Here is a 25,565-nt window from a genome sequence, read left to right as displayed (position 1 = left end):
TTTATGTTCTTATCCGGGTGCTCGCTCTTTACGATCAGTGGCCGACAGGCATATGTGGAAAATCGTTGTGAGCAAGATACTTCTGTTAGCACCAGAGGCCTGAACCACTGCCAGGATGCGGCCAGCATGAATACCTATCACCAGGATTACGAAACCTATCAAAGGGAATACGAGGAACTGTCGAATTAGCCCTATCCCGTTCGACTATGAAGTGCACCTCAAACAACAGGAGCTCATATCATGTCGGCTAACAAGACTGCACTTCCAACTATCGGTACGCTCGAAGACTGGCACAAGGCCCGCCAGGCACTCCTCGTCAAGGAAAAGGAACTGACCCGCGCCCAGGATGCACTGGCCGCCGAGCGCCGCAGACTGCCGATGGTCCCTGTCGAAGACCACTTCACCTTCACCGGGCCGGAGGGGGAGGTTTCGCTGGTTGACCTGTTCCACGGCCGCCGGCAACTGATCGTTTACTGTGCCATGCTGGAGCCCGGCGCAGCGCCCTGCCAGGGCTGTTCAATGGTCATGGACAACATTGGCCACAATATTTCACACGTCAACGCCCGGGACACCACCTTCGTGTTCACCTCACCGGCGCCGCAAAGCGAAATCACCGCCCTGCAGAAGCGGATGGGCTGGGACACGCCCTGGTACACGGATCACGGCCGCCGCTTCGCCGACGCTTTCGATGCGGGAAAAGGGTTTGCGGTGAACGTGTTCATTCGTGATGATGACAACCGTGTATACCGCACCTACTTCACCACGGATCGCGGCGGCGAGCTGTTCGACACCAATTTCCGGTTGCTGGACCTGACACCCTATGGCCGCCAGGAAACCTGGGAAGACTCACCCGAGGGCTGGCCACAGACCCCGCCGTTCGAGTGGTGGCGTATGCACGACGAATACGATACATAACCAGGGATCTCCGATTTGCCCGAGCTAAAGACCGCCGGCCTGTTTTTCATCACGGCCATTGCTGAAATCGTTGGCTGTTACCTGCCGTACCTCTGGCTGCGCGAAGGCAAGACCATCTGGCTTCTGGTGCCAGGGGCTTTGAGCCTCGCCGCCTTTGCCTGGCTGCTGTCATTGCACCCGACTGCCGCTGGCAGGGTGTATGCGGCCTACGGCGGCGTCTATATTTTTACCGCAATACTGTGGTTATGGGCGGTGGACGGCATTCGGCCAACGGTCTGGGATTTCGTGGGCTCATCGGTGGCCATTCTGGGTATGGCGATTATTATGTTTGCACCACGCAGCACCTGATAGGACCCCGCTGAATGATCACTTTTCGTACTCTTACCCTGCTCTTGATGACTTCCGCATTTTCCCTCACCCATGCGAGTCCGTTGCTTGAAGTCGTGAAAACGGTAGAACAACGCCTGGACGCCCGCGTAGGGGTCACCCTCTACGATTCTGCCACCGGAGAAACCTGGGACTATCAGGGCGATGCTCGTTTCCCCATGACCAGCACCTTCAAAACCCTTGCCTGCGCAGCGCTGCTGGCGCGGGTGGATGGAGGGACGGAGGACCTCGATCGACGAGTCACGTTCAACAAAGACGATCTGGTCACCTACTCTCCAGTGACCGAGACGCGCACTGGGGAGCCTGGCATGACACTGGGGGAGATATGTGAGGCTACTATGGCCACCAGTGACAATACGGCGGCCAATCTTGTACTGAATGCCATCGGCGGCCCCGGCAGTGTGACCGGGTTTGTTCGCGATCTGGGGGATAAGATTACGCGGCTGGACCGAACAGAAACCACCCTCAACGAGGCCGCGCCGGGTGATCCGCGAGATACCACAACACCCAATGCGATGGTGGGCAACCTCCGCAAACTCGTGCTGGGCAATGCCCTGGCTACTGATTCCAGGGATAGGCTAATAACCTGGCTCAAGGGTAACCGGGTAAGTGATAACTTACTCCGGTCCGCACTCCCCCGGGACTGGCAAATTGGAGATCGTTCGGGCGCCGGAGGCTACGGCTCACGCTCCATTGCTGCCGTGCTTTGGCCACCCAACCGCGAGCCTCTGGTACTTGCCATCTATATCACCGAAACCGAAGCATCATTCGATGAACGCAATAAGGCCATTGCGGAGATTGGGAGCGTGATTGTAAAGCTCCACTGAACACACCTGGCCCCTTTTGCCAAACCGGTGTGACGGTGGCAGGATAACCGCTTCCTGATTTTGTGCTAGAGGGCGCCATGAATCCGACCATTGAACTTCTCAAGTCACACCGTTCGATCCGTAAGTTCCAGGATCGGAAGATTCCCCGCGAGCTGTTCGAGGAGCTGATTCGTGCCGGCCAGAGTGCCGCCACATCCAGCCACGTGCAGGCTTACTCCATTATCCATGTGGTCAAACCGGAGAACCGTGAGGCCCTGGCGGAGTTGAGTGGTGGCCAGCGCTATGTGGCAGAGTGCTCCGATTTCCTGGTGTTCTGCGCGGACATGAAACGGGCCACGGATGCCGCCGAACGTGCCGGTGCCGAGGTGGTTCGCGGTATGACCGAGCAACTGCTGGTAGCCAGTATCGATACTGCACTGGTCGCCCAGAACATCGCGACAGCAGCGGAATCCGAGGGGCTGGGCCTGTGTTACATCGGCGGCATCCGCAACAATCCGGCCGAGGTGAGCGAATTGCTGCGCCTGCCGGATCATGTCTACCCGGTGTTTGGCATGTGCCTGGGCTATCCGGACCAGAATCCGGAGGTCAAGCCGCGCCTGCCGCTGGCGTCAGTCCTCAAGGAGGACTATTACCAGGATGAGCGCGACCCGGAACTGGTGGCGGAATTCGACGCCACCATGCGCACCTATTACCACGTCCGCACCGGGGGCAATAAGGACACCAACTGGTCGGAACAGCTCAAGCCCCTGTTCACCTCCAAGCTGCGCCCCCATATGCGGGACTTCTTGCGTGGCAAGGGCTTTAAAATGAAATAGCACCGGTGGCCGGGACTGATTAACCGGGCGCTCCCACCAGCGCCCGGTATACGTCCACCATGGCCAGGGTCACCGCTGTGCGGCTGCGCACCGCCGCGTCCCGGGTGGCGGTGAACTCCTGTTCCGCCGTCAGTACTTCAAAGTAGCCGATAAAGCCTTGCTCGTAACGGGTGCGGGCCAGTTCAACCGCTTTCTCCGCATCGGTCATGGCATGCTGCAGGCGCCCTTCCCTTTCCTGTGCACGCTGGTAACGCACCAGTCGAGTCTCCGCTTCCTCCAGCGCTTCCAGTACGGCTTGCTGATAGCTGGCCAGTGCCGCGCGGCTGTCGGCGCCGGCGGCCTCGATGCGGGCCTTGACCTTGCCGTGGTCCAGGAAGGTCCAGTCGATGCCCAGGGCGACACGGCGGGATTCCGCCGGACCGGTGAACAGGTCGCTGGTGTCGGCGGCAACGGAACCTATCAGCCCTCTCAGGGTAAAGCGCGGAAACAGGTCGGCGGTAGCCACGCCAATACGGGCGGTGGCAGCGGCCAGACGGCGCTCCGCAGCGGCAATGTCCGGGCGACGGCGCAGTACGTCCCCGGGGCTGTCCACGGGAATGACCGGCAAGGCTTCAGGGAGTTCGGCCGGAGGCGACAGTGTCTCCACCAGTGCCATCGGCGGCTGGCCGGTCAGCACGGCGATGCGATGCATGGCCGCGCGGATGCCCGCCTGCAGGGTGGGCAATTCAGCGCGGGTACGTTCCAGTTGGGCACGGGCACGCACCTGATCAAACTCGGTGCCCCGGCCTGCCCCTACCCGCGCCTCGACAATGTCCAGGGACTGCTGTTGCAGTGCCACGCTCTGCTGTGCCACCCGATACTGCTGTTGCAGGCCCCGCAATTCGAAGTAACTGCTGGCCAGTTGCCCGGCCAGGGCGACCTGTACCGCACCCAAGTCGGCACCGGCCGCTTCCAGTTCCGCCTGTTGCGCGTCGGTGGCGCGGCGCAGGCGTCCGAACAGGTCCAGTTCCCAGTTGGCGGCCAGACCGGCCTGGTAACGTTGCACCCGTTCCGGCCCTGCGCCCGGGGGTGACTGCTCTATGTCCGCCAGGTATTGCTCGGCGGCGGAGGCACTGGCGGTTACGCTGGGCCATTGCTCCCTTTCGGCGCCGTACAACAGGGCAGCCGCGCGCTCGTAGCGGGCCACGGCCCCTTCCAGGGTGTGGTTGGCGGTCAGGGTCCGGTCGATCAGTTGCGCCAGCAAGGGATCATCAAAACCCTGCCAGAAGCGTTGCTGATCAACACCGGCACTCGCTTGTCGCCCTTGCGAGAAGGCGTCCGGTTCCGGCGTGGCTGGCGCCTGGTAGTCCGGTCCCACGGCGCAACCGGCTAGCAGCGCCAGCGCGCCGGTCATGGTGAGTACTTTAAGCATGGCTACCTCCCGGCACAGCATCTTCATCTTCGTCCTCGTCGCAAATCAGGGTGGAGGTATGGTGACTCTTCAGGCGATGACTGCCGGAGAGCTTGCGCAGGGCCACGTAGAACACCGGCGTCAGGAACAGGCCGAACAGGGTGACCCCGATCATGCCGGCGAACACCGCGGTGCCCAAAGCCTGGCGCACCTCAGCGCCGGCACCGGTGGCCAACACCAACGGCACCACGGCGGCGGTAAAGGTGATGGAGGTCATGATGATGGGCCGCAGCCGCAACCGACAGGCCTCCAGCGCCGCTTCCACCACGCCTCGCCCCTGCAGTTCCAGCTCGCGGGCGAATTCCACGATCAGGATGGCGTTCTTGCAGGCCAGGCCGATCAATACCACCAGCCCCACCTGGACGAAGATGTTGTTGTCACCACCCCCGAACCAGACACCGATCAGCGCCGAGAGCATGCACATGGGCACGATGAGGATCACCGCCAGCGGCAGCGTCCAGCTCTCATACAGCGCCGCCAGCACCAGGAACACCAGCAGGATAGCGAGTGGGAACACCACCAGCGCGGCGTTGCCCTGGGTGGCCTGCTGATAGCTCAGGTCCGTCCATTCGAAGTCCATGCCCGCGGGCAATGTCTCGTTTGCCAGTGCGGTCAGGGTGTCCATGGCCTGCGCCGAAGACAGTACCCGTGGGTCCGCTTCTCCGGCCAGGTCGGCGGCAGGATAGCCGTTATAGCGCAACACCGGGTCCGGTCCGAAGCTCTGTCGGATATCCACCATGGAGCCAATGGGCACCATCTCGCCCTGCTCGTTGCGGGTACGCAGGCGGGCGATGTCCTCCACGCTGTCGCGGTAGGGGGCATCCGCCTGGGCAATCACCTGCCAGGTACGGCCAAAACGGTTGAAGTCGTTGACGTAGGTGGAACCCAGATAGGTCTGCAGGGTAGCGAACAGCTCCGTCAGCGGCACGCCCTGGGCCTTGGCCTTGAGCCGGTCCACTTCCGCGTCCAGCTGTGGCACGTTGGCCTGGTAGCTGCTGATGGGATAGCCCATGCCCGGGGTCTGGCTGATGGCGCCCTGGAACTGGTTCACCGCGTTCTGCAGGGCACCGTAGCCCAGGTTGCCCCGGTCTTCGATGAACAACTGGTAGCCGGAACCATTGCCCAGCCCCAGGATCGGCGGCGGCATGAAGGAAAACGCAAAACCTTCCTTCAGCCCGCTGATTTTCTGGTTGATCTGGGCGTTAATCTCCCCCGCGCTCAGGCTGCGCTCATCAAACGGCTTGAGGGGGAAAAACACCACTCCGGTGTTGGACGTGTTGGTGAATTGCAGCGCATTCAGGCCCGGGAAGGCCACGGCGTTGGCTACACCTTCGGTCTCCATGGCGATATCGGTCACCTGTTGCAGCAACTGGTCGGTGCGCTCCAAAGAGGCCCCTTCCGGCAGTTTCACCCCGGCCATCAGGTACAGCTTGTCCTGAATGGGGATGAAGCCCGGTGGCACCGCTTTGAACATCAGCCCGGTGCCGGTCAGCAACAGCGCATAGACCACAAACACCGCGCCACGCCGGCGCAGGGATCGGGACACGCCACCCTGGTATTTCTCCGCGCTGGCGTTGAAGAAGCGGTTGAAGGGCCGGAACACCCAGCCGAACAGGAAATCGATACCCCTCTGCAGGCGATCCTTGGGAGCGCTATGAGGCTTGAGCAGCATGGCCGCCATCGCCGGTGACAGGGTCAGCGAATTGATGGTGGAAATCACCGTGGAAATGGCGATGGTCACCGCGAACTGCCGGTAGAACTGGCCGGTCACACCTGAAAGGAAGGCCATGGGGATAAACACCGCACACAGCACCAGGCCGATGGCGATGATAGGGCCAGACACTTCCTTCATGGCCTGGTGGGCCGCCGCCAGCGGGCTCCGGCCTTCCTCGATATTACGCTCAACGTTTTCCACCACCACGATGGCGTCGTCCACCACGATGCCGATGGCCAACACCAGCCCAAACAGGGTCAGGGTGTTGATGGAGTACCCCAACAGGTAGAGCGCGCCGAAGGTGCCGATGACTGACACCGGTACCGCCAGCAGCGGAATGATGGACGCCCGCCAGGTCTGCAGGAACAGGGTGACCACCAATACCACCAGCAACACCGCTTCGAGCAGCGTGGCCACTACCGCCTTGATGGAATCACTGACGAAGATGGTGGTGTCGTACACCGCTTCATACTCGACACCCGCGGGGAACCGGTTGGCCAGTTCGTCCATGGTGTCGATCACCTCATCACGGATGTCCAGGGCGTTGGCCCCCGGGGCCTGGAACACACCAATAGCCACGGCGTCCTTGCCATCGAGTTGGGAGCGCAAGGTGTAGTCACCAGCCCCCAGCTCCAGCCGGGCGACGTCTTCCAGCCGCAGAATTTCGCCGTTGTCACCACGCTTGAGCACAATGTCGCCGAACTCTTCCACAGTTTCCAGCCGGCCACGGGCGTTGATCAGGGTCAGGAAGTCGCTGTCCGGCACCGGCTCGGCGCCGATCTGGCCGGCGGATACCTGGACGTTCTGCTCACGCATGGCACGGACCACGTCGCTGGCGGTCAGGCCGCGGGCGGCAATCCGGTCCGGATCCAGCCAGGCGCGCATGGCGTAGTCACCGCCGCCAAAGATCTGGGCATCCCCTACCCCCTGGATACGGGCCAGCCGGTCCCGTACATGCAGCCGGGCGTAGTTGCGCAGGTACAGGGTGTCGTAGGTGCCGTCCGGCGACGTCAGGTGAACCACCATCAGGAAAGTCGGTGACTGCTTCTGGGTGGTCACGCCCTGACGGCGTACCGCCTCCGGCAGCCGCGCCTGCGCCTGACTGACACGATTCTGCACCCGCACGGTGGCATCTTCCGCATCCGTGCCGGGGCGGAAGGTAACGGTCATCTGCAAGACACCGTCAGAACCGGCCACGGACTTGAAGTACATCATGTCCTCGACACCGCTGATGGCTTCCTCCAGCGGTGTCGCCACGGTTTCTGCAATCTCCTTGGGGTTGGCGCCGGGATAGACCGTGCGCACCACCACCGAAGGCGGCACCACTTCCGGGTACTCACTCACTGGCAGGTTGGGGATGGAGATCACCCCGATGGCGAGAATGATAATGGACAGCACCGCCGCGAAAATCGGCCGGTCCACAAAGAAGCGCGAGACATTCATTGCACAGACTCCCCGGCTACCGCAACCGCGGGGCCCTGACTGGCATCCGGTTCCCTCATGGCAACCAGTTGCGGCTTGACCTCCATGCCGGCGCCAAACACTTTCTGAACACCGTTGATGATTACCCGGTCACCGCTGTTGAGGCCTTCCCGGATCACCAGCAGATCCTCCACCTGATGACCGGTGGTCACCTGCTTGGGAGCAACCTGGTTGTTTTCGTCCACCACGTAGACGTATCGACGGTCCTGATCGGTCAGTACCGCCTTGCGGTTGACCAACAGTGCACGGTCCAGCTCGGCCACCGGCATTTCCACCCGGGCAAACTGACCGGGCTTGATCCGACCACCCGGATTGCCTAATACCGCCCGGTATTGCAGGGTGCCGGTACCGGGGTTCAGCCGGTTATCGACAAAATCCAGCAAGCCCTGGTATTGGCGGCCGTTGTCACCCAGGGCAATGCGCACATTACGGGGCTGGTCATTGGCCAGCAGCTGCTGGCTGCTGAATGCGGCCTGTTCATCGGCCTCGAAATAGACGTGCACCGGGTCCACTGACACCACCGTGGTCAGCAGGGTCTGGTCCGCGTTGGCCAGGTTGCCACGGGTCACCAGCGCCCGGCCGGCACGGCCACTCACCGGCGCGGTAACCCGGGTGTATTCCAGGTCCAGCTCCGATGTATCCAGTGCTGCCTGGGCGGCTTCCACCCGGGCGCGGGCACTCATCAACGCGGCGTTGCGCTGATCGTATTCCTCCTGCGAAATGGCCCGGCTCTCCAGCAACGTCTTCGCGCGGCCAGCTTCACTCCTGGCCAGTTCCAGCTGGCTCCTGGCCAACGCCAGATCGGCACGGGCCGCCTGCGCACGGGCCTGATAGGGGCGGGGGTCAATCTGGAACAACAGGTCACCGGCCTGCACCAGCTCCCCTTCCTCAAAGGCTACCTCGTGAATGTAGCCGCTGACCCTGGGCCGCAGGTCCACAGTTTCAGGTGCTTCCACGCGCCCAGTGAACGATTCCCAGAGAGTCACCGGCTCCACAATGACTTCCGCCACATCCACCTCCGGTGGTGGCGGCATCGCCATCGCCTCGTCACTCTGCACATCGCATCCGGACAGTAACACTGTCATCATTACCAGAGCCGGGACCAACACCCGGCCAGGTCCTTTGAAGTTTTTTCCGGTCAGACGTTCCATGATTCCTAGCTCCGCAGTCAGGGGCGCCTTGTGAGCGTTCCCGTTAATCAAGAGATCCGGTCAGATCGCTTGTTAGGTCGGTTGGGGTAGAGGTTTTTCGACATGAAACGGTATATTTCAGTCCCTCTTCCCCGATTGGTCGTCTAACATAAGGAGTGTTGAGTGCAGGAGGGTATCGGGTTACTGCGGGAAGCTTGCCCGATTCTGCCAATGTACCTGTAACCCACACCGCCGGGGCCCAGGGAGCGGGAGAATGACCGTTCGATTTCCATAGTATTTCGCGTCGGTTACAGGCTTTCGGTGTTTTTACCTGGGTTTTCGCACCGGTTGCCGGTTTCTGCGCAGTGATTGCCTGATTCTGCAGAACCTGCTCAAAGGGCATACAGTTCAGGTTTCGAAGGATTATACTGCCGCGAAAGGGAGACGCGACGATGACTGCCACCATTCCTGAGTTTGCCACCAACCTCGCTCTGAACCTGCAGCAGCAACTGGCCCGGGTGGCCGGTCGCTGGACATCACAGCAAGGGATACAGAGTTCCGCCATTGATGGCCTGGAGCTGATTCGTTGCGACCAGCCCTCCAATTGCGGCTCCACCGTCTACGAGCCGTCCCTGTGTTTCGTGATTCAGGGCACCAAGACTATTCTGTTGGGTGACCGGGAAATTACTTATGCACCGCTGACCTATCTGGCCAGTTCCGTCCATCTGCCGGTTCTGGGCAGAATTGTCGACGCCACCCCGGAGCATCCCTACCTGGCGGTGAAGCTCACCGTGGAACCACAGGAAGTGGCGGATCTGGTACTGGAACTGGGCGACAAGGCCCCACCGCTGGATCACCATGGCCCCTGCCCGGAAGTGGAGTGTGGCCTGTGTATTTCGTCGATGGACGAGCGGATGCAGAGCGCGCTTTACCGACTGCTGAGCCTGCTCGATTCCCCCGGAGACATCGCCATACTGGCGCCATTGGCCCGCCGGGAAATCATCTACCGGGCCCTGATCGGAGACATGGGCTCACGCATGCGCAAGTTTGCTGCCGCCGATTCCCAGGCGCACCGGATTTCCACGGTCATTTCAGCGTTGAAGGATCACTACGCAGAGCCCCTGCGTATCCGCGAATTGGCGGACGCGGCAAACATGAGCGAGTCCACCCTGTACCATAGCTTCAAACAGGTCACCCGCATGTCACCGCTGCAATTCCAGAAGAAACTGCGCCTGCACGAAGCCCGGCGCCTGATGCTGGCCGAAGGCCTGGAAGCCGCCACCGCCAGCTATCGGGTCGGCTACGAAAGCCCCTCCCACTTCAGCCGGGAGTACAGCCGCCTGTTTGGCGCACCGCCCAGGGCGGACGTCACCTTCCTGCGCGGGGAACGGAGAGCGCCCGAACCCGTGTAACCGGCCGCACTCAGCCGTAGAACAGCAACGGCACGAACGCCACCAGCACCAGGGATATACCCATGGCAATCAGTGGCATGATGATGCGTTCATGGCGCTGGTAGAAAGTGCCGCCTTCTTGCTGCGCCGCCAGCACTTCCGCTTCGCCGACCACCTGTCGGGTCAGCAGGTGGTTCAGGGCCACCGGCGGGCTCAGGTAGCCCAGTTCGAAGGCCACCAGGGTGACCATCCAGAAGTGAATGGGGTGGATCCCGCTGCTGTAGGCGATGGTGGACACGGTGGCGGTCACCAGGATGACGGCGCCAAAGGCGTCCATGATCATGCCAAGGATCACCAGGATGACAACCATCAGCAGCATTGCGGACCAGGCGCTGTCGAAGGCCTGGGGGAAGGCTTCCATTAGCTGGGAGCGCTCGATAACACCGCCAATACTCACGGACAGCCCAAGCAACAGCAGCAGCGCCCCGATCTCGGCGGTGGTGTCGTTAGTGGCTGACCGCAGGCTGCTTTCCAGGCCCTGGTGCGGAGGCCCCTCACTGGCGCGGCGCGCGCTCTTCTTCAGGGTCACGTGCTCGAACAGCAGTATCGCCAGCATGATCACCGGCAACAGGCGCGGCGCCGAAAACTCGTCCATCTTGACGTCCAGGGCAAAACGGTAAAGCAGCACCACGCCGGCAATCACCAGGGCGTAGGGAATCAGTGGTCGCAGGGCCTGCATCATGGCCGGGAATGCCTCAGCGGACGGTGCCAGATCAAACTTGCTCTGGCGGTTGACCGTCAGCGCCACGGTCATGAACATCATGGCGGTCAGCACGAACACCCAGATACCCCAGCCAAACAGCTCGTCGGTGGTCACCTCCCGGTTAAGATAGGCGATGACTACCACCAGCAGACAGGGGCGTAGCACCACCCCCAGGGAGCCGGACATAGCGGTGGCGGCCAGGGCCAGGTGCCGGCGCGCGCCCGCGGCCCGCAATTCGCTGTAGATTACTGCCCCCGCGGCGATAACGAAAATGCCTGAGGCGCCGGTATAGGCCGTCGGTACCGCCGCCACCAGCACGGCAACCACGGCCAGCATCTCCGGCGGCATCCGCCACGGACGAAACACGTTGAAGACCAGTGTGGCCAGCCGTGTCTGCTTGAGCATCATCCCTACCCAGACGTAGAGCCCGACATTCAGGAACATGTCCGCCAGCTCCATCATCTTGCCGAGATAGATGCCGATGCCGGAGGCATGCCCGATCAGGGCAAAGTAGGTGCCCGAGATCAGACACATCAGGGTATACAGCGGTACCGCCAGGAAAGCCTTGTTGAAGCTGCCGCCGTCCTTCAGGTCATCGGGTACCCGGAACAAACGGTACAGGCTGGCAAGGGTTAGACAGGAAAAACCGATGATCCACAGGTTGTGGAGGAGCAGCGCTTCCGGTGACATGGAGGTGTCGCTGCCCAGGCTCGATTGCCGGAAAATCACGCTGGAGCCCAGCAACATGGCGTTGGCGATGGTCTGCAGAGTATGGGATACGGTGTAATCGAGCCGGGTTTCCATGGCCCGCATGGCAATGTGGTGGCGTGTCAGGGTTGCGGTCACCGCGCACAGCATTACCAGGATCACCAGGATGTAACGCTGGGATTCCAGGCCGAACGCAATCAGGTCGGCAATGAATAACTCAACGGCACGAAAGGCCCGGACACCGGGGGTCAGTTTGTCCTTCAGGTTCTCGTAGCTGGCGAAGCTGGCCTGGCAATCCGCCACCGACCGCTCGATGGCAAGGCGGACATCCGCCGGGTCTTTCTCCTGTTCACCCAGCAATGCCGCCATGGGGTTTTCGGAGCCACCCGGCTCGGACAGCTCCTGCTCAACAGCGGCCTCAATATCGCGGTTGGGATCACAGGTCGGCTGGACCAGGTCGGAGCGAAGCTTGTAGTAGCCACCCCACATCTGCTCCCCTGCCCCCAGCATCTGGTTGTGAATATCACTGCTGGTGGAAAACAGCACCACCGCCAGCAACAGCAGACACGCGGGCAGAGAGGAAAACCACTCCAGCCCGGTACGACGAAAACCAACCTGGGACATAACGGCGCGCCCTGAAGACATCATGGGTTAAAGCAGATCATCCAGATCCATGGTTTCAACGTCTTCCGGCTCGTCATCCCAGAAGGTGCCCAGGCGGCCCATCGGCGTTCGATGGCCGGTGTTCTCAACCCACAGGCGATCGGAAATGGCCACAATCATCTGTGTCGACATGGCATCGACGAAGGCCCACTCCTCGTTCGAAGGCGTTTCCTCAATGGACTCCGCATGACTGCGGATCACGTCACGCAGACGCTCATTGTCGCCCTTGTTCATGGCAGCAATCGCGTGGAAGACATGGCTGAGGCGAACACCCGCTTTTTTACCCTGCCGGTCGGACATCTCCAGCCGCTCGAAGGCGTTCTCGCCCTCTGGCATGGCCCCGGGAATCATCGCCCAAATGGTCGCTCGAAGCGCCATCGGCGCGCCCCACCACTTGTCACTATCCAGACAGCTGGTTGCCCTGCCTACCATAGAGCCCACATTCTTGGGCACACCAATAGCGGAGGTGGATTGGATCTCGGCGTTCAGCGCCTGAAGTCCTGACAACAGGCCCGCCATGTAGATGAATTCGTCCAGGTCGTCATCGAAGTCGGGGCACTCGCCATTACCGGGCTCGCCGTAGTATGCATTGTGATGCTGCCAGCTACGGAAATAGCGCTTGGCAGCCAGGGCGTGAGCACGCTTCTGGCGGATCATCGCGTCTTCAGCGGCATTACCATCCATGTTACCCAGGGCAGCCAGTCCGGTCAGTTCGTGTTCACGGGCCTGCTCATCGGCACAACCAGCGGCCGACAGATACAGCATCACCGCAAGCTGGTCCGGCTCATTGGTTACCCGACCAAACGACATCAACAACGGAGCGGTTGTCTCACTCATGGCGCACCCCATGGCCAGATCATCGGTGCTCAGCAGATAGGGTACGGTATGGTTTCGGGAGAACCCCTGAAGAACATCACCGGTGGTCTTGTAAACCATGTGGTTCACTACCCCACATCCGCTCAGGGCGACGCTGGCAACCACTGCCGCGGTCACGCCACGCAGCTTTGCGATGCCGGGCAACCACTGTCCCGCAGCTTTCTGGAAACGTTTCATAACTTCTGCACCTTCTTTTTTGTTTTCAGAGCAATCGGGCCGCCCGGACCACCGCTTGCGAAGCGTTACCGTTTGTAACCGGGCACGCATTATGGCGGACAAACCTCTGTTTTTATGAGAACCGCACCGCAAATGAACACGGTAAAACGCTATCCTTTATCATCATGGGTTTGCACATTGCAGCCAAACCCACTATAGATTTGTTCAGCCTGCGGCTGGCTTGCCGCCGGTTTGACACCAAAAACGACAACAAGGAGTACCCGATGCGCAAACCTGAACTGGCAGCCGCCATTGCCGACAAGACCGGCCTGACCCGCGAGAAAGCCAGCGAGGTCATTACCGCCGTGACCGACCAGATTTCGGCGGCGGCCTCCAAAGGCGAAGACACCACCCTGATCGGATTCGGCACTTTCAACATCCGCACTCGCGAAGCCCGCGACGGACGCAATCCACAGACCGGCGCCACCATCAAAATACCTGCCAGCAAGACCGTCGGGTTCAAGGCCGGCAAGGCACTGAAAGAGGCGATCAGCTAAGCTGACCGGGCCCGCGAGTGCGGGCCTTCACCCAATCCTCAGGAAGCACACTCAGACCGGGAGCCATCCACCCGGCAACGAATCGCCTTCATCAGCTTGATCGCACGCTCGTCGTATACGTCGTCCTCAAGCAGGGACAACCGCACCTTGCGCAGCATCTTGTCGTATTCCGCCACGTCTTCCTGCGGGGGATGCATCCACACATCTTCCGGAATTTCGGCTTCGGCCTGGGCAATGATCTCGTAGGCCTCATCGATGCGTTTGATGGCCTGGTCGCGAACCATCTGACCTGCGTCATCCGGGAAACGGTCACGATGGATGATGACCTGGAAGTTCATGTACGCCAGCGCATACTTGAACACCCCGCCGTCGGGATTCACGCCCTTGTACAGCTCCAGCGGGGCGTAGGCCACGGCCGGAGCATAGGCCAGATCCACGCTGCCGTTATTAAACTTGCCGGCGAAATTGGCGGAATTGGACCCCACCACGGACGCACCCACGTGGCGCACCATGCGCACCGACGCGTTGTCAAAGTCGAGCGTTGCGATACGCTTGCCCTGCAGCTCTTCCACTGAGTCGATGGAACGATCACGGGTATGCAGATACACCGCGCCGCCGGGGAACACACCCGCCACTTCGTAGGGACCGTCAACCAGGAACTGGCGGGCCTTGGGCTGGCTCAGGGTGTTGTAGAGCAGGCGCATCTCCTCTTCGCCGGGGACCGCACCCATGGCTTCGAGAGTACCGGTGAATTTGTTGAATTCACGGGCGCGCGTGCCCGTCAGCAGGACGGCATCGCACTGGCCGGCCTTGAAATCTTCGGCGGCCACTTTTTCATCCGTGTAGGCACGCAGGTTGAGCTTGATACCCTGCTTCATGGCCTCGGGCTGGAAGGTTTTGGTGATGGCGAACAGCGGACCGTTGGCACCGACCGGGTCAAAGACACAAAAACTTCGTTCGATTATGGATTCTTCGGCCTGACTGACAGGCGCCAGAAACAGACTGGCACACAGGGCGGCAGCGGCTGCCACCCGTTGCGGGAGGTTAGCTGATTTCACGGGGATAACTCCTGAATTATTATTGTCAGACGGCGGGCACATCCTGTTGTACCCGTACATCGTGAGACCCTGACCTGAGATTAGGTCGGGTGTCACAAGAATACGTTGGCACAGGTGCCTGCCTTCAAGGGCTTTTCAGCAACAAGGTGAGAATCTGTGATGGGCTCGACAGAGGCGGGGCAACCTCTGCCGCATTTCCTTGCCGGGGCAACCAGGTCAGAGCACGCCTGGGCCCCAGGCAACGCGACCCTCGCAGAGGGTCAGCTTGACCACGCCGGGAATAGCTTCATCCATCACCGGCGCGTGGCGGCCACCCGACACCAGGCTGTCCTCCCCCGGGGTCCAGGTTGCGTCCGGATCAAAAATACACAGGTCCGCCGCCTCGCCCTGCGCCAGGCTGGCCGACCGCCCGAGGATAGCCGCCGGTCCGGTGGTCATTGCCCGCAGCAACGCGGACCGGGTCAGTTCACCACGTGCCACCAGCATCAGCCCCATGGACAGGGTGCTCTCGATGGTGGACAGGCCCGGTTCGGTCGCTCCCAAAGGCGCCTGTTTGGCGGCAGAATCGTGGGGCTGGTGCTGGCTGACAATGGCATCAATCACACCCTCACGGACACCGGCCAGCAGGGCCTGGCGATCGGACTCGGCCCGCAATGGCGGGCGCAAGTGGAAACGGCTGTCAAACCCGGACAGGGCGTCTTCGGTGAACAGCAACTGGTGCATGGCGACATCGGTGGTGACGGCGATGCCGCGACGGCGGGCATCCGCGACCATTTCCACACTGCGCGCCGACGACAGCTGGCTCAAGTGCAGGCGCACACCGGTTTCCTCCGCCAGCAACAGCATTTCCATCACCGAGGCGGTCTCCGCCACTTCCGGAATCCCCAGCAGGCCAAGGCGTGAGGCTACCAGGCCATCGTGGGCATAACCGTCCGCCGCCAGCGCCTGGTTCTCCGGACTGAACATCACCGTCAACCCGAAGGTTTTGGCGTAAGCCATGCAGCGACGGAGAATGCGCGCATTGCGCACACCACGGCCACCGTTACCCAATGCCACGCAGCCGGCGGAGGACAGGCCCGCCATATCGCTGAGCAGCTCCCCTTCCAGACCCCGGGTCACCGCGCCTACCGGCAGTACCCGGATCGGCGAACGGGCGTGGGCTCCGTCCCGGATCAGATGGGTGACCGCCCCGGAATCATTGACCGGTGACGTCTCCGGTGAGGCGCACACCGTGGTGAAGCCGCCGCGTGCCGCCGCGCGGGTTTCCGAGGCGATGTTGCCTTTCTGCCCGTTGCCAGGCTCCCGCAGGTTGCAGCACAGATCCACCAGGCCCGGCGCGACAATGCTGCCGGCGGCGTCAAAGATCTCATCGGAGTTGACGGTCTCGGCTGCCTTGCCAACAGCGCTGATCACACCATCCGTGATCACAACGGCCGCCTCGGTCAGCTCGTCACTCCCCGGCAGTACCAACCGGCCATTGATGATTTTCAGGGATAGTCCAGGTGTGTTGTTGGTTACCGTCACGCCTGCTCCCTCCCGGCCTGTTTCTGGTTGCGTTCTGAAACCTGCCCGCCCATCGCCATGGACATCACCGCCATACGGATGGCGATGCCGTTGGTGACCTGATTCAGGATCACCGACTGGGGGCCATCGGCCACGGCAGATTCAATTTCCACCCCACGGTTGATCGGCCCCGGGTGCATCACAATGCATTCGGGATGGGCCAGCGCCAGCTTGTCCTGGCTGAGGCCATAGAGGCGATAAAATTCCCTCTCGCTGGGCAGCAGTGCCCCTTCCATCCGCTCTCTCTGAAGTCGCAGCATGATCACTACGTCCAGATCCTTCATGCCTTTTTGCATGTCGTACTCCACAGTGCAGCCCAGGCTTTCCACGTCCCGGGGCAGCAGCGTGCCCGGAGCGATGACCCTGACTTCCGCCGCGCCAAGCTCGTTGAGGGCGCGGATCTGGGAGCGGGCCACGCGGGAATGCAGTACGTCGCCAACGATGGCCACTTTCAGGCCCTCAAAGCCGCCCTTGTGCTGGCGGATGGTGAGCATGTCGAGCATCGCCTGGGTGGGGTGGGCATGGCGACCGTCACCGGCGTTGATGATGGCGACGCCCGGGGTCACGCTCTCGGCGATGAAGTGGGGCGCACCGCTCTGAGAATGGCGCACCACAAACATGTCACTGGCCATGGCCTCCAGGTTGAGCAGGGTGTCCGACAGTGATTCGCCCTTGGAGGTGGCCGAGGTGCTGATATCCAGGTTGAGTACATCGGCGGACAGCCGCTTGGCCGCCAGCTCGAAGGTGCTGCGGGTGCGGGTGCTGGATTCGAAGAACAGGTTCACCACCGTGCGCCCCCGAAGCAGCGGTACTTTCTTGATGGTGCGTTCGCCCACTTCAATGAAGGAATCGGCGGTATCGAGAATGTCAGTCAGCAGGGCGCGATCGAGCCCGTCGAGGGTCAGGAAGTGCCGCAGCTGGCCATCCGTGGTCAGCTGCAGGGATTGGTTTGGAGCTTGGTCTACAGTCATGGGTCGCCTGTTCGCCTGTTCACGAGAGAGTTTCGCGGTGGTTACTGCCCGGTTTCCTGCAATTCGATGCGCAGCGGATCGGGGCCGCGGAGTTTTACCCGCTGATGACTTTCCAGCGCCAGGACCTTGCCGGTGACATCCGGCTGGATCGGCAGCTCCCGGGCACCGAGATCAATCAGTGTGGCAAGAATGATACTGGCCGGGCGGCCATAATCGAAGATCTCATTCATCGCCGCGCGAATGGTGCGCCCACTCATGATGACGTCGTCAATCAGGATGATGTCGCGGTCCTCGGTACTGAACGGCAGGCTGGAAGGCTTCACCTTCGGGTTCAGGCCAATACGGCTGAAGTCGTCCCGGTAAAAGGAGATGTCCAGTTCGCCGTAGGGCTCTTCCAGCTCCAGACGCTTCTTCATGACATCGGCGAGCCAGACGCCGCCGGTACGAATACCGATCAGCGCCGGGGATTCCACGCCCCGGTCGGCCATGATGTCACGCAATCCGGCCTCCAGCTCGTCCAGCAACCGGTTCATATCAAGCAATGCGGTCATTATTCCCTCACTTAACGCCACCGGCTGTGTCCGGCGGGATTTACTGCTGGTGAAACCAGGTTTCCAGGATCAGCACGGCGGCGCGGTCATCCACGCCGTGGCGACCGAAATCGCGGCTGCCGCCACCGGCCATCACCTCACCCTTGGCTTCAAAACTGGTCAGGCGCTCGTCAACCATTTCCACCGGCACGTGAAAGCGACCGTGCAAGCGTTTGCCAAACTTGCGGGCGCGGGCACACATGTCGTTCTCGCTGTCGTCCATGTTCAGGGGCAGGCCGACCACCACGAGGTCCGGCTTCCATTCGTCCAGCAGCTGGCCGATGACGTCCCAGTCCGGAATGCCATCCCGGGCCGGCAACAGGGTCAGGGGCTGGCCGGTGCCCAACAGCTGCTGGCCGGTGGCCACACCGATGCGACGGGTGCCAAAATCAAACGCCATAACCCGGCGGTTACCTGCCTCAGGCATGGCCGATGGACTCGCTCAACTGGTTCAGGTCAATGCCGATCAGCTTCAGCACCGCCTCGTACCGCTTGTCCCAGGGGGTGCGGAACAGAATATCGGTATTGGCCGGGCAGGTCAGCCAGGAGTTACTGCCCAGCTCGCTTTCCAACTGCCCCTCTCCCCAGCCGGCATACCCCAGAGCCACCAGGAATTCTTCCGGCCCCTCTTCACAACCGATGCCTTCCAGGATATCCCGGGAAGTGGTGAGCATGACGTCATCGGTCACCTGGGCGGTGTTGTGCCAGGTAGTGTCGGGTGAATGCAGGACAAAGCCGCGCTCAGGCTGCACCGGGCCACCGCTGAAGACCGGCAGGTCCAGTTCGCCGCCTTCCATGTCCAGTTGCTCGAGGATTTCCCCCAGGTGAATGTCCAGGGGGTGGTTGATCATCAGGCCCAGGGCGCCGTCGTCGGAATGTTCGCACAGGTAGATCACCGCTCCGTGAAAGCGCGGATCCTCAAGGTAGGGAGACGCCACCAGGAAATGGTGACGCAAACTGTTGGGAGAGTGTTTTGATGCCGTCATCCCGATGTCAGCCCCCGTCGCTGGAAAGACCAGGTTCGAATGATTTCAAGCTCGTCGACCTCCTCTCTCATGCTGTCCGGGAACGGCGCGAATGGTGCGGCCATGCGCACGATGCGGATGGCGGCATCATCCAGCACGGTGCTGCCGGAGGATTGCAGAATGGCGACTTCTTTGATTGTGCCATCCTTTTGCAGAGAAACCAGCATTCTCAGTGTGCCATAGATACCGGCCCGCCGCGCTTCCGTTGGATAGTTGATATTGCCGACCCGCGTCACCTTGGTGATCCAGTTCTGGACGTACCAGGCATTGCTTGAGCGCAGAGTAGACGCCGCCGTTACCCTCATGATGCGGGGCTTCTTGGCGTAGGCCTGACGCTGGGCATCAAACCGGGCTTCGAGGCTGGCAATTTCCAGGCTGCGTTCCATCAGACTCTTTTTCTCACGCACCGGCAGCGGCTCTTCCGTCGGTTCCACCGCTTCGTCCGGCTCCCGGATCTGGCGACTGGACGCCGAATCGGTTTTTACAGTCTCGCGATCCTGCTGCTGCACCGGCTCGGTCCGGGACGGCGGCTCCGGCTGAACCTCGGCAATGTCCGGCTGACTGACGTCCGTCGGCTGCGGCGAGGTCATTTCCTGCGCTTCCTCCTCGGTCCCGCTGCCCTGCTGGCTGGTCTGGGCCAGGAAGTCGGCCTCGTCCGGATCGGTTTCATCGTCAAACTGCGACAGGGTGATTTCCATGGTTTGCGCGGAAGAGCGCGGCGACTCCGGCGCGAAGGTAATCCCCAGGACAATCACCGCGTGCACGGCCAGCGCCATGAACAGGGTAAAGGAAAACCGGTCGAAATCACTTACCTGCGCTGCCATTGTTACTTCAACCGCTTCTCGATGGCATCCATCAGCTGCCCGGAAATATCAATACCGAAGGCCGCATCCAGTTCACGGATACAGGTCGGGCTGGTGACGTTGATTTCGGTGAGGTAGTCACCAATCACATCCAGACCCACAAAAATCAGCCCCTTCTCCTTGATGACCGGCGCCACCCGTTCACAGATTTCCCGGTCACGGTCGGTCAGTTCACGACCTTCGCCACGGCCGCCGGCCGCCAGGTTTCCGCGATTCTCGCCCTGGGACGGGATCCGCGCCAGCGCGTAGGGCACAGGTTCGCCGTCAATCAGCAGGATGCGCTTGTCGCCGTTGCTGATTTCGGGAATGAACTTCTGGGCCATGGCCTGGTGGGCACCGTAGTGGGTGAGGGTTTCGATGATCACCCCCAGGTTGGCGTCGTTTTCCTTGACGCGGAAGATGGAACGGCCACCCATACCGTCCACCGGCTTCATGATGATATCGCCATGCTCGGCGTAGAATTCACGGAAGCGGGTGGAGGACCGGGTGACAATCAGCGGCGGGGTCAGGTCCTCGAACTGGGTGGCGAACAGTTTCTCGTTGCAGTCACGCAGGGTCGCGGCGGGATTCACCACCAGCGCGCCCTGCTGTTCGGCGGCTTCCAGAATGTAGGTAGCCATCAGGAATTCCCGGTCCACCGGCGGATCCTGGCGCATAAGGATAACGTCCAGGTCGCCCAGCGCACGGTCCTGGGAAGCGCCGAAGGCGTACCAGTTCTCGGGGTCCATGTGCACCGTCAGGTCACGGGTGTGCGCCCTGGCCTGCCCGCCCTTCAGGTACATGTCCGGGAGCTCCATGTACTCAATCTGCCAACCGCGTTTCTGGGCCGCCAGCAACATCGCCAGCGAGCTGTCTTTCTTGAAGTGGATCTTCTCGATGGGGTCCATCACGATCCCGAGTCGGACTGTCATAATGCCTCTTGAGCTCCAGGGTTAAAAACACGAACCGGTCAGCAGAGCGAAGGATAGATTAAGTGCTATGCTGTGAACACTGATGGTATTGTACCCGAGCTTTGAATGCATCCGCAGAAATCCGGGGTGTATAACGTGACGTTGCGGGCAGAAGTACATTTAGTCACAAAGTTGTGCTTTTTATCCGGCCATCGATCCTCTATAAATGAGCGGGATTTATAGAAGAACCCCAAGGTTTGTGTTAAAAACCCCGTTTAAAATAACGACAGTCGCAGAGCGCAAGGCAGTTGGACAATGGATGACAACTTCGAGAATCTGAAGATTATGGTGATCGACGACAGCAAGACCATCCGTCGCACCGCAGAAACCCTTCTGAAAAAAGTCGGCTGTGAGGTCATCACCGCAACTGACGGCTTTGACGCTCTGGCGAAAATCGCCGATTCCCAGCCGGACATCATTTTTGTCGATATCATGATGCCCCGCCTGGACGGCTATCAGACCTGCGCACTGATCAAGAACAATTCCTCTTTCAAAAAGACGCCGGTCATCATGCTCTCCAGTAAGGACGGTCTGTTTGACAAGGCCAAGGGCCGTATTGTCGGTTCTGATCAGTACCTGACCAAGCCGTTCAGCAAGGACGAGCTGCTCAACACCATCCGCCAATATGTACCCCAGGCGGAACAGTAAATCAGCCGAAGCAAAGAACTATTGAGGAAACCATGGCCCGCATTCTGATTGTTGACGACTCCCCCACCGAGGTTAAGAAAATCTCAAGCATCCTGGAAAAGCACCAGCACGAAGTACTGACTGCTGATAACGGTGCTGACGGCGTAGCCAAGGCCCGCGCTGAAACTCCGGATCTGGTTCTGATGGACGTGGTCATGCCAGGACTGAACGGTTTTCAGGCCACCCGCCAGCTGACCCGTGCTCCGGAAACCGCTTCTATCCCCGTGGTGATCGTGACCACCAAGGATCAGGAAACCGACCGTGTCTGGGGTACCCGTCAGGGCGCCAAGGGCTACCTGGTCAAACCTGTCAAAGAAGATGACCTGATCAAAACAATCAACAGCCTGATTGCCTGATCCCCAACCTTGGAGTACGCATGTCCGCCCAGGCCGCCCCTTTTGCCGTTCTGACGGATATCGCCCAGCGCAGCCGGTCCATGGCGGCCGGCCTGCCGGAACAGCAGGAAGCCGTTGAACTCTGGAATGGCATCGGCTTTGTTCTGGCGGGCGAACGCTATGTGGCGCCCATGGGTGAAGTCACCGAAATCCTTCATGTCCCCCGGTTTACGCACATTCCGGGGGTTCAGCCGTTCATGATGGGGGCCGCCAACGTTCGTGGCCGCCTCCTTCCCCTTGTCGATCTTGCCGGCTTCTTTGATGTCCCACGCTCGTCCCGCAGTCAGCGTGAGCGCCGGGTACTGGTGGTGGAACAGGGTGATGTGTTCAGCGGCCTGGTGGTCGACAGCGTATCCGGGATGCAGTATTTCGCACGGGACAACTTCGTGGCCTCGCCCGGCGATGTCCCTGCGAACGTTCAGCCGTTTGTTAACGGTGGCTATGAACGGAACGAAGAAGTCTGGAAAGTGTTCTCCGCCGCCGACCTGGTGGAAGACGAGCGATTTCTGGACGTTGCGCAGTGGTAAGGGTGATGACCATGGCAGGAGCGTCATCCCTGCAGCCCATGCACGCAGAAGAAAACTTGCCAATATAATGAAAAGGCCGGGAGCCAGAAAATGAAAAACAGAGCCGGAAGATTCAGTATGGGACAGGGAGGCAACAAGCTCGTTGCCGGCCTGATTGCCGCACTGATTGCACTCACCGTCCTGCTTGTTGTGGTCCTGTTCATAATTAACAAGGACAGCCAGAACGATCAGGAATACATCGCCCACGCCTCCGAGCTGCGGGTACTGTCACAGGAAATCGCGAAGAACGCGACGGAAGCCGCAGGCGGTACCGCCGAGGCCTTCGACCAGCTGCGCCGGTCCCGTGATGAGTTCCAGCAACTGTGGTCCTACGTGGTTGACGGTAACCCGGAAACCGGCCTGCCTCCCAGCGAGTTTGCCCGGGAAAGCAGCGTTCAGGCCAACTGGGACGCGGTTCGTGAAAATGCCGACAGTATCCTGTCCACACGGGACGCGGTCCTAGGCCTGCATGAAGTGGCACGAACCCTGAACGAAACCATCCCCCAGCTGCAGGTTGAGTACGATGACATTGTACAGATCCTGCTGGACAACAACGCCCCGGCGGAACAGGTGGCACTGGCCCAGCGCCAGTCCCTGCTGGCCGAGCGTATCGTTCGCTCTGTAAACAACGTACTGTCCGGTGACGAAGACGCGGTTATCGCCGCTGACCGTTTCGGCCGTGACGCCAGCCTCTTTGGTCGCGTACTTGAGGGCCAGATGAACGGCAACCCGGCCATGGGCATCTCCCGCGTAGATGACGAAGACGCCATCTACGGCCTGGAAGCGGTGGGCGAGCTGTTCGAGTTCGTTTCCCAGAACGTTGACGCCATCCTTGAAGCTTCTCCCGACCTCTTCAAGGTGCGTACCGCGGCCTCTGACATCTTCCAGAACTCCCAGATCCTGCTGGACGACATTTCCGTCCTGGCCAACAAGTTTACCGGGCAGGCCGGCTCCCGCCTGATCGGCCCGACCCTGGCCTTTATCATCCTTGCCGGCATGGTCGGTATTGTTGTCCTGATCGGCGTGGTGCTATACCGCGAAGCCCAGGAGCGTCTGGCGACCACCCAGGAACAGAACGAGCAGAACCAGAACGCGATCCTGCGGCTGCTGGACGAACTGGCCGACCTGGCAGATGGTGACCTGACAACTGAGGCCACGGTCACCGAGGACTTTACCGGCGCCATTGCGGACTCCATCAACTACGCGATCGACCAGATGCGCGGTCTGGTACAGGCGATTCGTGGCACAGCGGTACGGGTTGCCTCGGCATCCCAGGAAACCCAGGCCACGGCCATGCACCTGGCCGATGCTTCCGAGCACCAGGCCCAGGAAATTGCCGGCGCCTCTGCGGCGGTGAACGAGATGGCGGTGTCCATCGACCAGGTATCCTCGAACGCGGCTGAATCCTCCGCGGTTGCGGAGCGGTCGGTTGCGATCGCGAAGAAAGGCGCGGAAGTGGTACAGAACACCATCCGCGGCATGGACAACATCCGTGAGCAGATCCAGGAAACGTCCAAGCGGATCAAGCGTCTGGGTGAATCTTCCCAGGAAATCGGTGACATCGTATCGTTGATCAACGACATCGCCGACCAGACCAACATCCTGTCCCTGAACGCCGCTATCCAGGCCTCCATGGCCGGTGACGCGGGCCGGGGCTTCGCGGTGGTTGCGGACGAGGTTCAGCGCCTGGCGGAACGCTCCTCTGCGGCAACCAAGCAGATTGAAGCGCTGGTCAAGACGATCCAGTCGGATACCAACGAAGCGGTTATCTCCATGGAGCACACCACCGCCGAGGTGGTCCGTGGCGCCCGTCTGGCCCAGGACGCGGGTATCGCCCTCGAGGAAATCGAGAACGTATCCATGTCTCTGGCGGAACTGATCCAGAACATCTCCAACGCTGCACGTCAGCAGTCGTCTTCGGCAGCGCACATTTCCAACACGATGAACGTTATCCAGGAAATCACCTCCCAGACCTCCTCCGGTACCAACGCGACTGCGAAGTCGATCGGTAACCTGGCAGAAATGGCGTCCGAGCTGCGGTCCTCCGTTGCCGGCTTCACCCTGCCCGAGGAAGAAGGGGCGGAACAGCAGGAAGAGGAAGACAGCGACGTCCCGGTGGTGGGCTGATCGAATTTCCGAGGCGACTGACGGTTTATGGCTGAAACACGCGACGACCGCTCACCTGCCGAGGGCGTCTGGTCCCTGCGCCGGCTTCCGGAAATGGATGAGGCGCAGTTCAACCAGTGGCAAACATTGCTGGAACAGCGGACCGGAATCACTTTGGCTTCCGGTCGCCGATCCTTTCTTGAGACCAATCTCGGGATCCGGATGCGGGAAATCCGCTGCGACAGTTACCAGGCCTACTACGAAAAAATCGTATCCGGGCCCGATGCCATTGTGGAGTGGGCAACCCTGGTTGACCGCCTGACCGTTCAGGAAACCCGGTTCTTCCGGGACCCTGATGCCTTCCGGTTCGTCTCGGACTTTGTCCTGACCCGGCCAAGGGAGCAGCTGAAACGGCGACCACTGGAAGCCTGGAGTGTCGGCTGCTCCAGCGGGGAAGAGCCCTACACCCTGGCGATGATTCTGAATGAATGCATGACCCAGTTGGCGCTGCCACCGCTGTTCGGGGTAACCGGATCGGACATCAGCAAGCCAGCCATCGAAAGGGCCCGCAAGGGCGTGTTCAATTCCCGCAAGCTGGCGGGCGTGAACAACGATCTCAAGGCCAGGTACTTTCGACCGGCGGAACGAAATGCCGTGGAAATGGCCGAAAGTATCCGGGAACGGGTGTGTTTCACCCAATTGAACGTGCTGGACCTGAACGAGGCTCCCATGCACGGGATGAACATTATCTTCTGCCAGAATCTGCTGATTTATTTCCGGCGCTGGCGTCGGCGAGAAATCGTGAAGCGGCTTGCAGAAAGGCTGGCGCCCGGGGGGTTGCTGGTCCTGGGCCAGGGAGAGCTGACCGACTGGCAGCCCCCTGGCTTACAGAGGGTACCCTCGGAACATGTGCTGGCGTGGATCAAACGCCAGACTGACGAAGAATAACCGGAGTGG

24 protein-coding genes are annotated in these 25,565 nt (G+C 60.9%); 11 read left to right on the top strand and 13 right to left on the bottom strand.

Going from position 1 to position 25,565, the window contains the following annotated elements; genetic code table 11:
• Positions 1-240: 240 nt before the first annotated feature.
• The 4 genes from ACJO3M_RS00815 to nfsA all read left to right on the top strand — a co-directional run bounded on the left by ACJO3M_RS00815 (position 241) and on the right by nfsA (position 2,944).
• Positions 241-915: a DUF899 domain-containing protein gene (locus tag ACJO3M_RS00815; protein WP_406998835.1), complete on the top strand. Its 675-nt coding sequence runs from the start codon at positions 241-243 to the stop codon at positions 913-915.
• A 15-nt stretch (positions 916-930) separates the two neighbouring features.
• Positions 931-1,263: a YnfA family protein gene (locus tag ACJO3M_RS00810; protein ID WP_406989484.1), complete on the top strand. Its 333-nt coding sequence runs from the start codon at positions 931-933 to the stop codon at positions 1,261-1,263.
• A gap of 14 nt (positions 1,264-1,277) precedes the next feature.
• The gene (gene bla / locus ACJO3M_RS00805) at positions 1,278-2,129 is read left to right on the top strand and encodes a class A beta-lactamase (protein WP_406998834.1); all 852 of its coding nucleotides are present in this window, start codon (positions 1,278-1,280) and stop codon (positions 2,127-2,129) included.
• 77 nt (positions 2,130-2,206) lie between these two features.
• Positions 2,207-2,944 (top strand): oxygen-insensitive NADPH nitroreductase, encoded by a 738-nt coding sequence (gene nfsA / locus ACJO3M_RS00800; protein ID WP_406998832.1) that lies wholly within the window; start codon positions 2,207-2,209, stop codon positions 2,942-2,944.
• A gap of 19 nt (positions 2,945-2,963) precedes the next feature.
• On the opposite strand, the gene ACJO3M_RS00795 is transcribed toward nfsA, so the two are convergent.
• Genes ACJO3M_RS00795 through ACJO3M_RS00785 form a run of 3 tightly spaced genes read right to left on the bottom strand, consistent with a single transcriptional unit; the run spans position 2,964 to position 8,741 of the window.
• A complete protein-coding gene (locus tag ACJO3M_RS00795; RefSeq protein ID WP_406998830.1) occupies positions 2,964-4,355 on the bottom strand; it encodes an efflux transporter outer membrane subunit in 1,392 nt (463 codons plus the stop codon).
• Entirely contained in the window at positions 4,348-7,551 is a 3,204-nt protein-coding gene (locus ACJO3M_RS00790; protein WP_406998828.1) for an efflux RND transporter permease subunit, read from the bottom strand. The genes ACJO3M_RS00795 and ACJO3M_RS00790 overlap by 8 nt, the downstream gene beginning before the upstream one ends.
• Positions 7,548-8,741: an efflux RND transporter periplasmic adaptor subunit gene (locus tag ACJO3M_RS00785; RefSeq protein ID WP_406998826.1), complete on the bottom strand. Its 1,194-nt coding sequence runs from the start codon at positions 8,739-8,741 to the stop codon at positions 7,548-7,550. The genes ACJO3M_RS00790 and ACJO3M_RS00785 overlap by 4 nt, the downstream gene beginning before the upstream one ends.
• 431 nt (positions 8,742-9,172) lie before the next feature.
• Here ACJO3M_RS00785 and ACJO3M_RS00780 point away from each other — a divergent pair, with 431 nt between their 5' ends.
• On the top strand, positions 9,173-10,132 hold the full coding sequence (locus ACJO3M_RS00780) for an AraC family transcriptional regulator (protein WP_406998824.1): 960 nt from the start codon (positions 9,173-9,175) through the stop codon (positions 10,130-10,132).
• A gap of 10 nt (positions 10,133-10,142) precedes the next feature.
• Here the strand turns inward: ACJO3M_RS00780 and ACJO3M_RS00775 are convergent, their stop codons facing one another.
• Together ACJO3M_RS00775 and ACJO3M_RS00770 are read right to left on the bottom strand one after the other, a co-directional pair.
• Positions 10,143-12,206, bottom strand: coding sequence for a TRAP transporter large permease subunit (locus tag ACJO3M_RS00775; RefSeq protein ID WP_406998823.1), 2,064 nt, complete (start codon positions 12,204-12,206; stop codon positions 10,143-10,145).
• A 27-nt stretch (positions 12,207-12,233) separates the two neighbouring features.
• Complete coding sequence (locus ACJO3M_RS00770; RefSeq protein ID WP_406998821.1) at positions 12,234-13,298, bottom strand: hypothetical protein; 1,065 nt, start codon at positions 13,296-13,298, stop codon at positions 12,234-12,236.
• Positions 13,299-13,561: 263 nt separating this feature from the next.
• Here ACJO3M_RS00770 and ACJO3M_RS00765 point away from each other — a divergent pair, with 263 nt between their 5' ends.
• Positions 13,562-13,834: an HU family DNA-binding protein gene (locus tag ACJO3M_RS00765; protein WP_406989494.1), complete on the top strand. Its 273-nt coding sequence runs from the start codon at positions 13,562-13,564 to the stop codon at positions 13,832-13,834.
• Positions 13,835-13,872: 38 nt separating this feature from the next.
• Here the strand turns inward: ACJO3M_RS00765 and ACJO3M_RS00760 are convergent, their stop codons facing one another.
• The 8 genes from ACJO3M_RS00760 to gshB form a co-directional block, all read right to left on the bottom strand.
• The gene (locus tag ACJO3M_RS00760; RefSeq protein WP_406998819.1) at positions 13,873-14,892 is read right to left on the bottom strand and encodes a putative solute-binding protein; all 1,020 of its coding nucleotides are present in this window, start codon (positions 14,890-14,892) and stop codon (positions 13,873-13,875) included.
• Positions 14,893-15,108: 216 nt separating this feature from the next.
• The gene (locus tag ACJO3M_RS00755; RefSeq protein ID WP_406998867.1) at positions 15,109-16,362 is read right to left on the bottom strand and encodes a dihydroorotase; all 1,254 of its coding nucleotides are present in this window, start codon (positions 16,360-16,362) and stop codon (positions 15,109-15,111) included.
• 50 nt (positions 16,363-16,412) lie between these two features.
• Entirely contained in the window at positions 16,413-17,426 is a 1,014-nt protein-coding gene (locus ACJO3M_RS00750) for an aspartate carbamoyltransferase catalytic subunit (RefSeq protein ID WP_406998817.1), read from the bottom strand.
• Positions 17,427-17,467: 41 nt separating this feature from the next.
• Entirely contained in the window at positions 17,468-17,977 is a 510-nt protein-coding gene (gene pyrR / locus ACJO3M_RS00745) for a bifunctional pyr operon transcriptional regulator/uracil phosphoribosyltransferase PyrR (RefSeq protein WP_406998815.1), read from the bottom strand.
• A 40-nt stretch (positions 17,978-18,017) separates the two neighbouring features.
• The gene (gene ruvX, locus ACJO3M_RS00740) at positions 18,018-18,443 is read right to left on the bottom strand and encodes a Holliday junction resolvase RuvX (RefSeq protein WP_406989498.1); all 426 of its coding nucleotides are present in this window, start codon (positions 18,441-18,443) and stop codon (positions 18,018-18,020) included.
• Entirely contained in the window at positions 18,436-19,002 is a 567-nt protein-coding gene (locus tag ACJO3M_RS00735; protein WP_406989499.1) for a YqgE/AlgH family protein, read from the bottom strand. Before ACJO3M_RS00735 ends, ruvX begins: the two co-directional genes overlap by 8 nt.
• Complete coding sequence (locus tag ACJO3M_RS00730; RefSeq protein ID WP_406998813.1) at positions 18,999-19,865, bottom strand: TonB family protein; 867 nt, start codon at positions 19,863-19,865, stop codon at positions 18,999-19,001. The genes ACJO3M_RS00735 and ACJO3M_RS00730 overlap by 4 nt, the downstream gene beginning before the upstream one ends.
• 2 nt (positions 19,866-19,867) lie before the next feature.
• Positions 19,868-20,815: a glutathione synthase gene (gene gshB, locus ACJO3M_RS00725; RefSeq protein WP_406998812.1), complete on the bottom strand. Its 948-nt coding sequence runs from the start codon at positions 20,813-20,815 to the stop codon at positions 19,868-19,870.
• Between the two features lie 294 nt (positions 20,816-21,109).
• Between gshB and pilG the strand changes: the two genes are divergently transcribed.
• The 5 genes from pilG to ACJO3M_RS00700 all read left to right on the top strand — a co-directional run bounded on the left by pilG (position 21,110) and on the right by ACJO3M_RS00700 (position 25,556).
• Positions 21,110-21,502, top strand: a complete 393-nt coding sequence (gene pilG, locus ACJO3M_RS00720; protein ID WP_008175635.1) for a twitching motility response regulator PilG — start codon at positions 21,110-21,112, stop codon at positions 21,500-21,502.
• Between the two features lie 32 nt (positions 21,503-21,534).
• The gene (gene pilH, locus ACJO3M_RS00715; RefSeq protein WP_406989502.1) at positions 21,535-21,897 is read left to right on the top strand and encodes a twitching motility response regulator PilH; all 363 of its coding nucleotides are present in this window, start codon (positions 21,535-21,537) and stop codon (positions 21,895-21,897) included.
• 20 nt (positions 21,898-21,917) lie between these two features.
• Positions 21,918-22,463 carry a chemotaxis protein CheW gene (locus tag ACJO3M_RS00710; RefSeq protein ID WP_406998810.1) on the top strand — a complete coding sequence of 182 codons (546 nt, stop codon included), beginning with the start codon at positions 21,918-21,920 and terminating at the stop codon, positions 22,461-22,463.
• Between the two features lie 90 nt (positions 22,464-22,553).
• Positions 22,554-24,629, top strand: coding sequence for a methyl-accepting chemotaxis protein (locus ACJO3M_RS00705; RefSeq protein WP_406998808.1), 2,076 nt, complete (start codon positions 22,554-22,556; stop codon positions 24,627-24,629).
• A 27-nt stretch (positions 24,630-24,656) separates the two neighbouring features.
• Entirely contained in the window at positions 24,657-25,556 is a 900-nt protein-coding gene (locus ACJO3M_RS00700; protein WP_406998806.1) for a CheR family methyltransferase, read from the top strand.
• Positions 25,557-25,565 lie beyond the last annotated feature (9 nt).

It is taken from the genome of Marinobacter alkalisoli (genome assembly GCF_045449795.1).
In the GTDB taxonomy this organism is placed as follows: Bacteria; Pseudomonadota; Gammaproteobacteria; order Pseudomonadales; family Oleiphilaceae; genus Marinobacter.
This window is presented reverse-complemented; position numbering and strand designations above follow the sequence as displayed.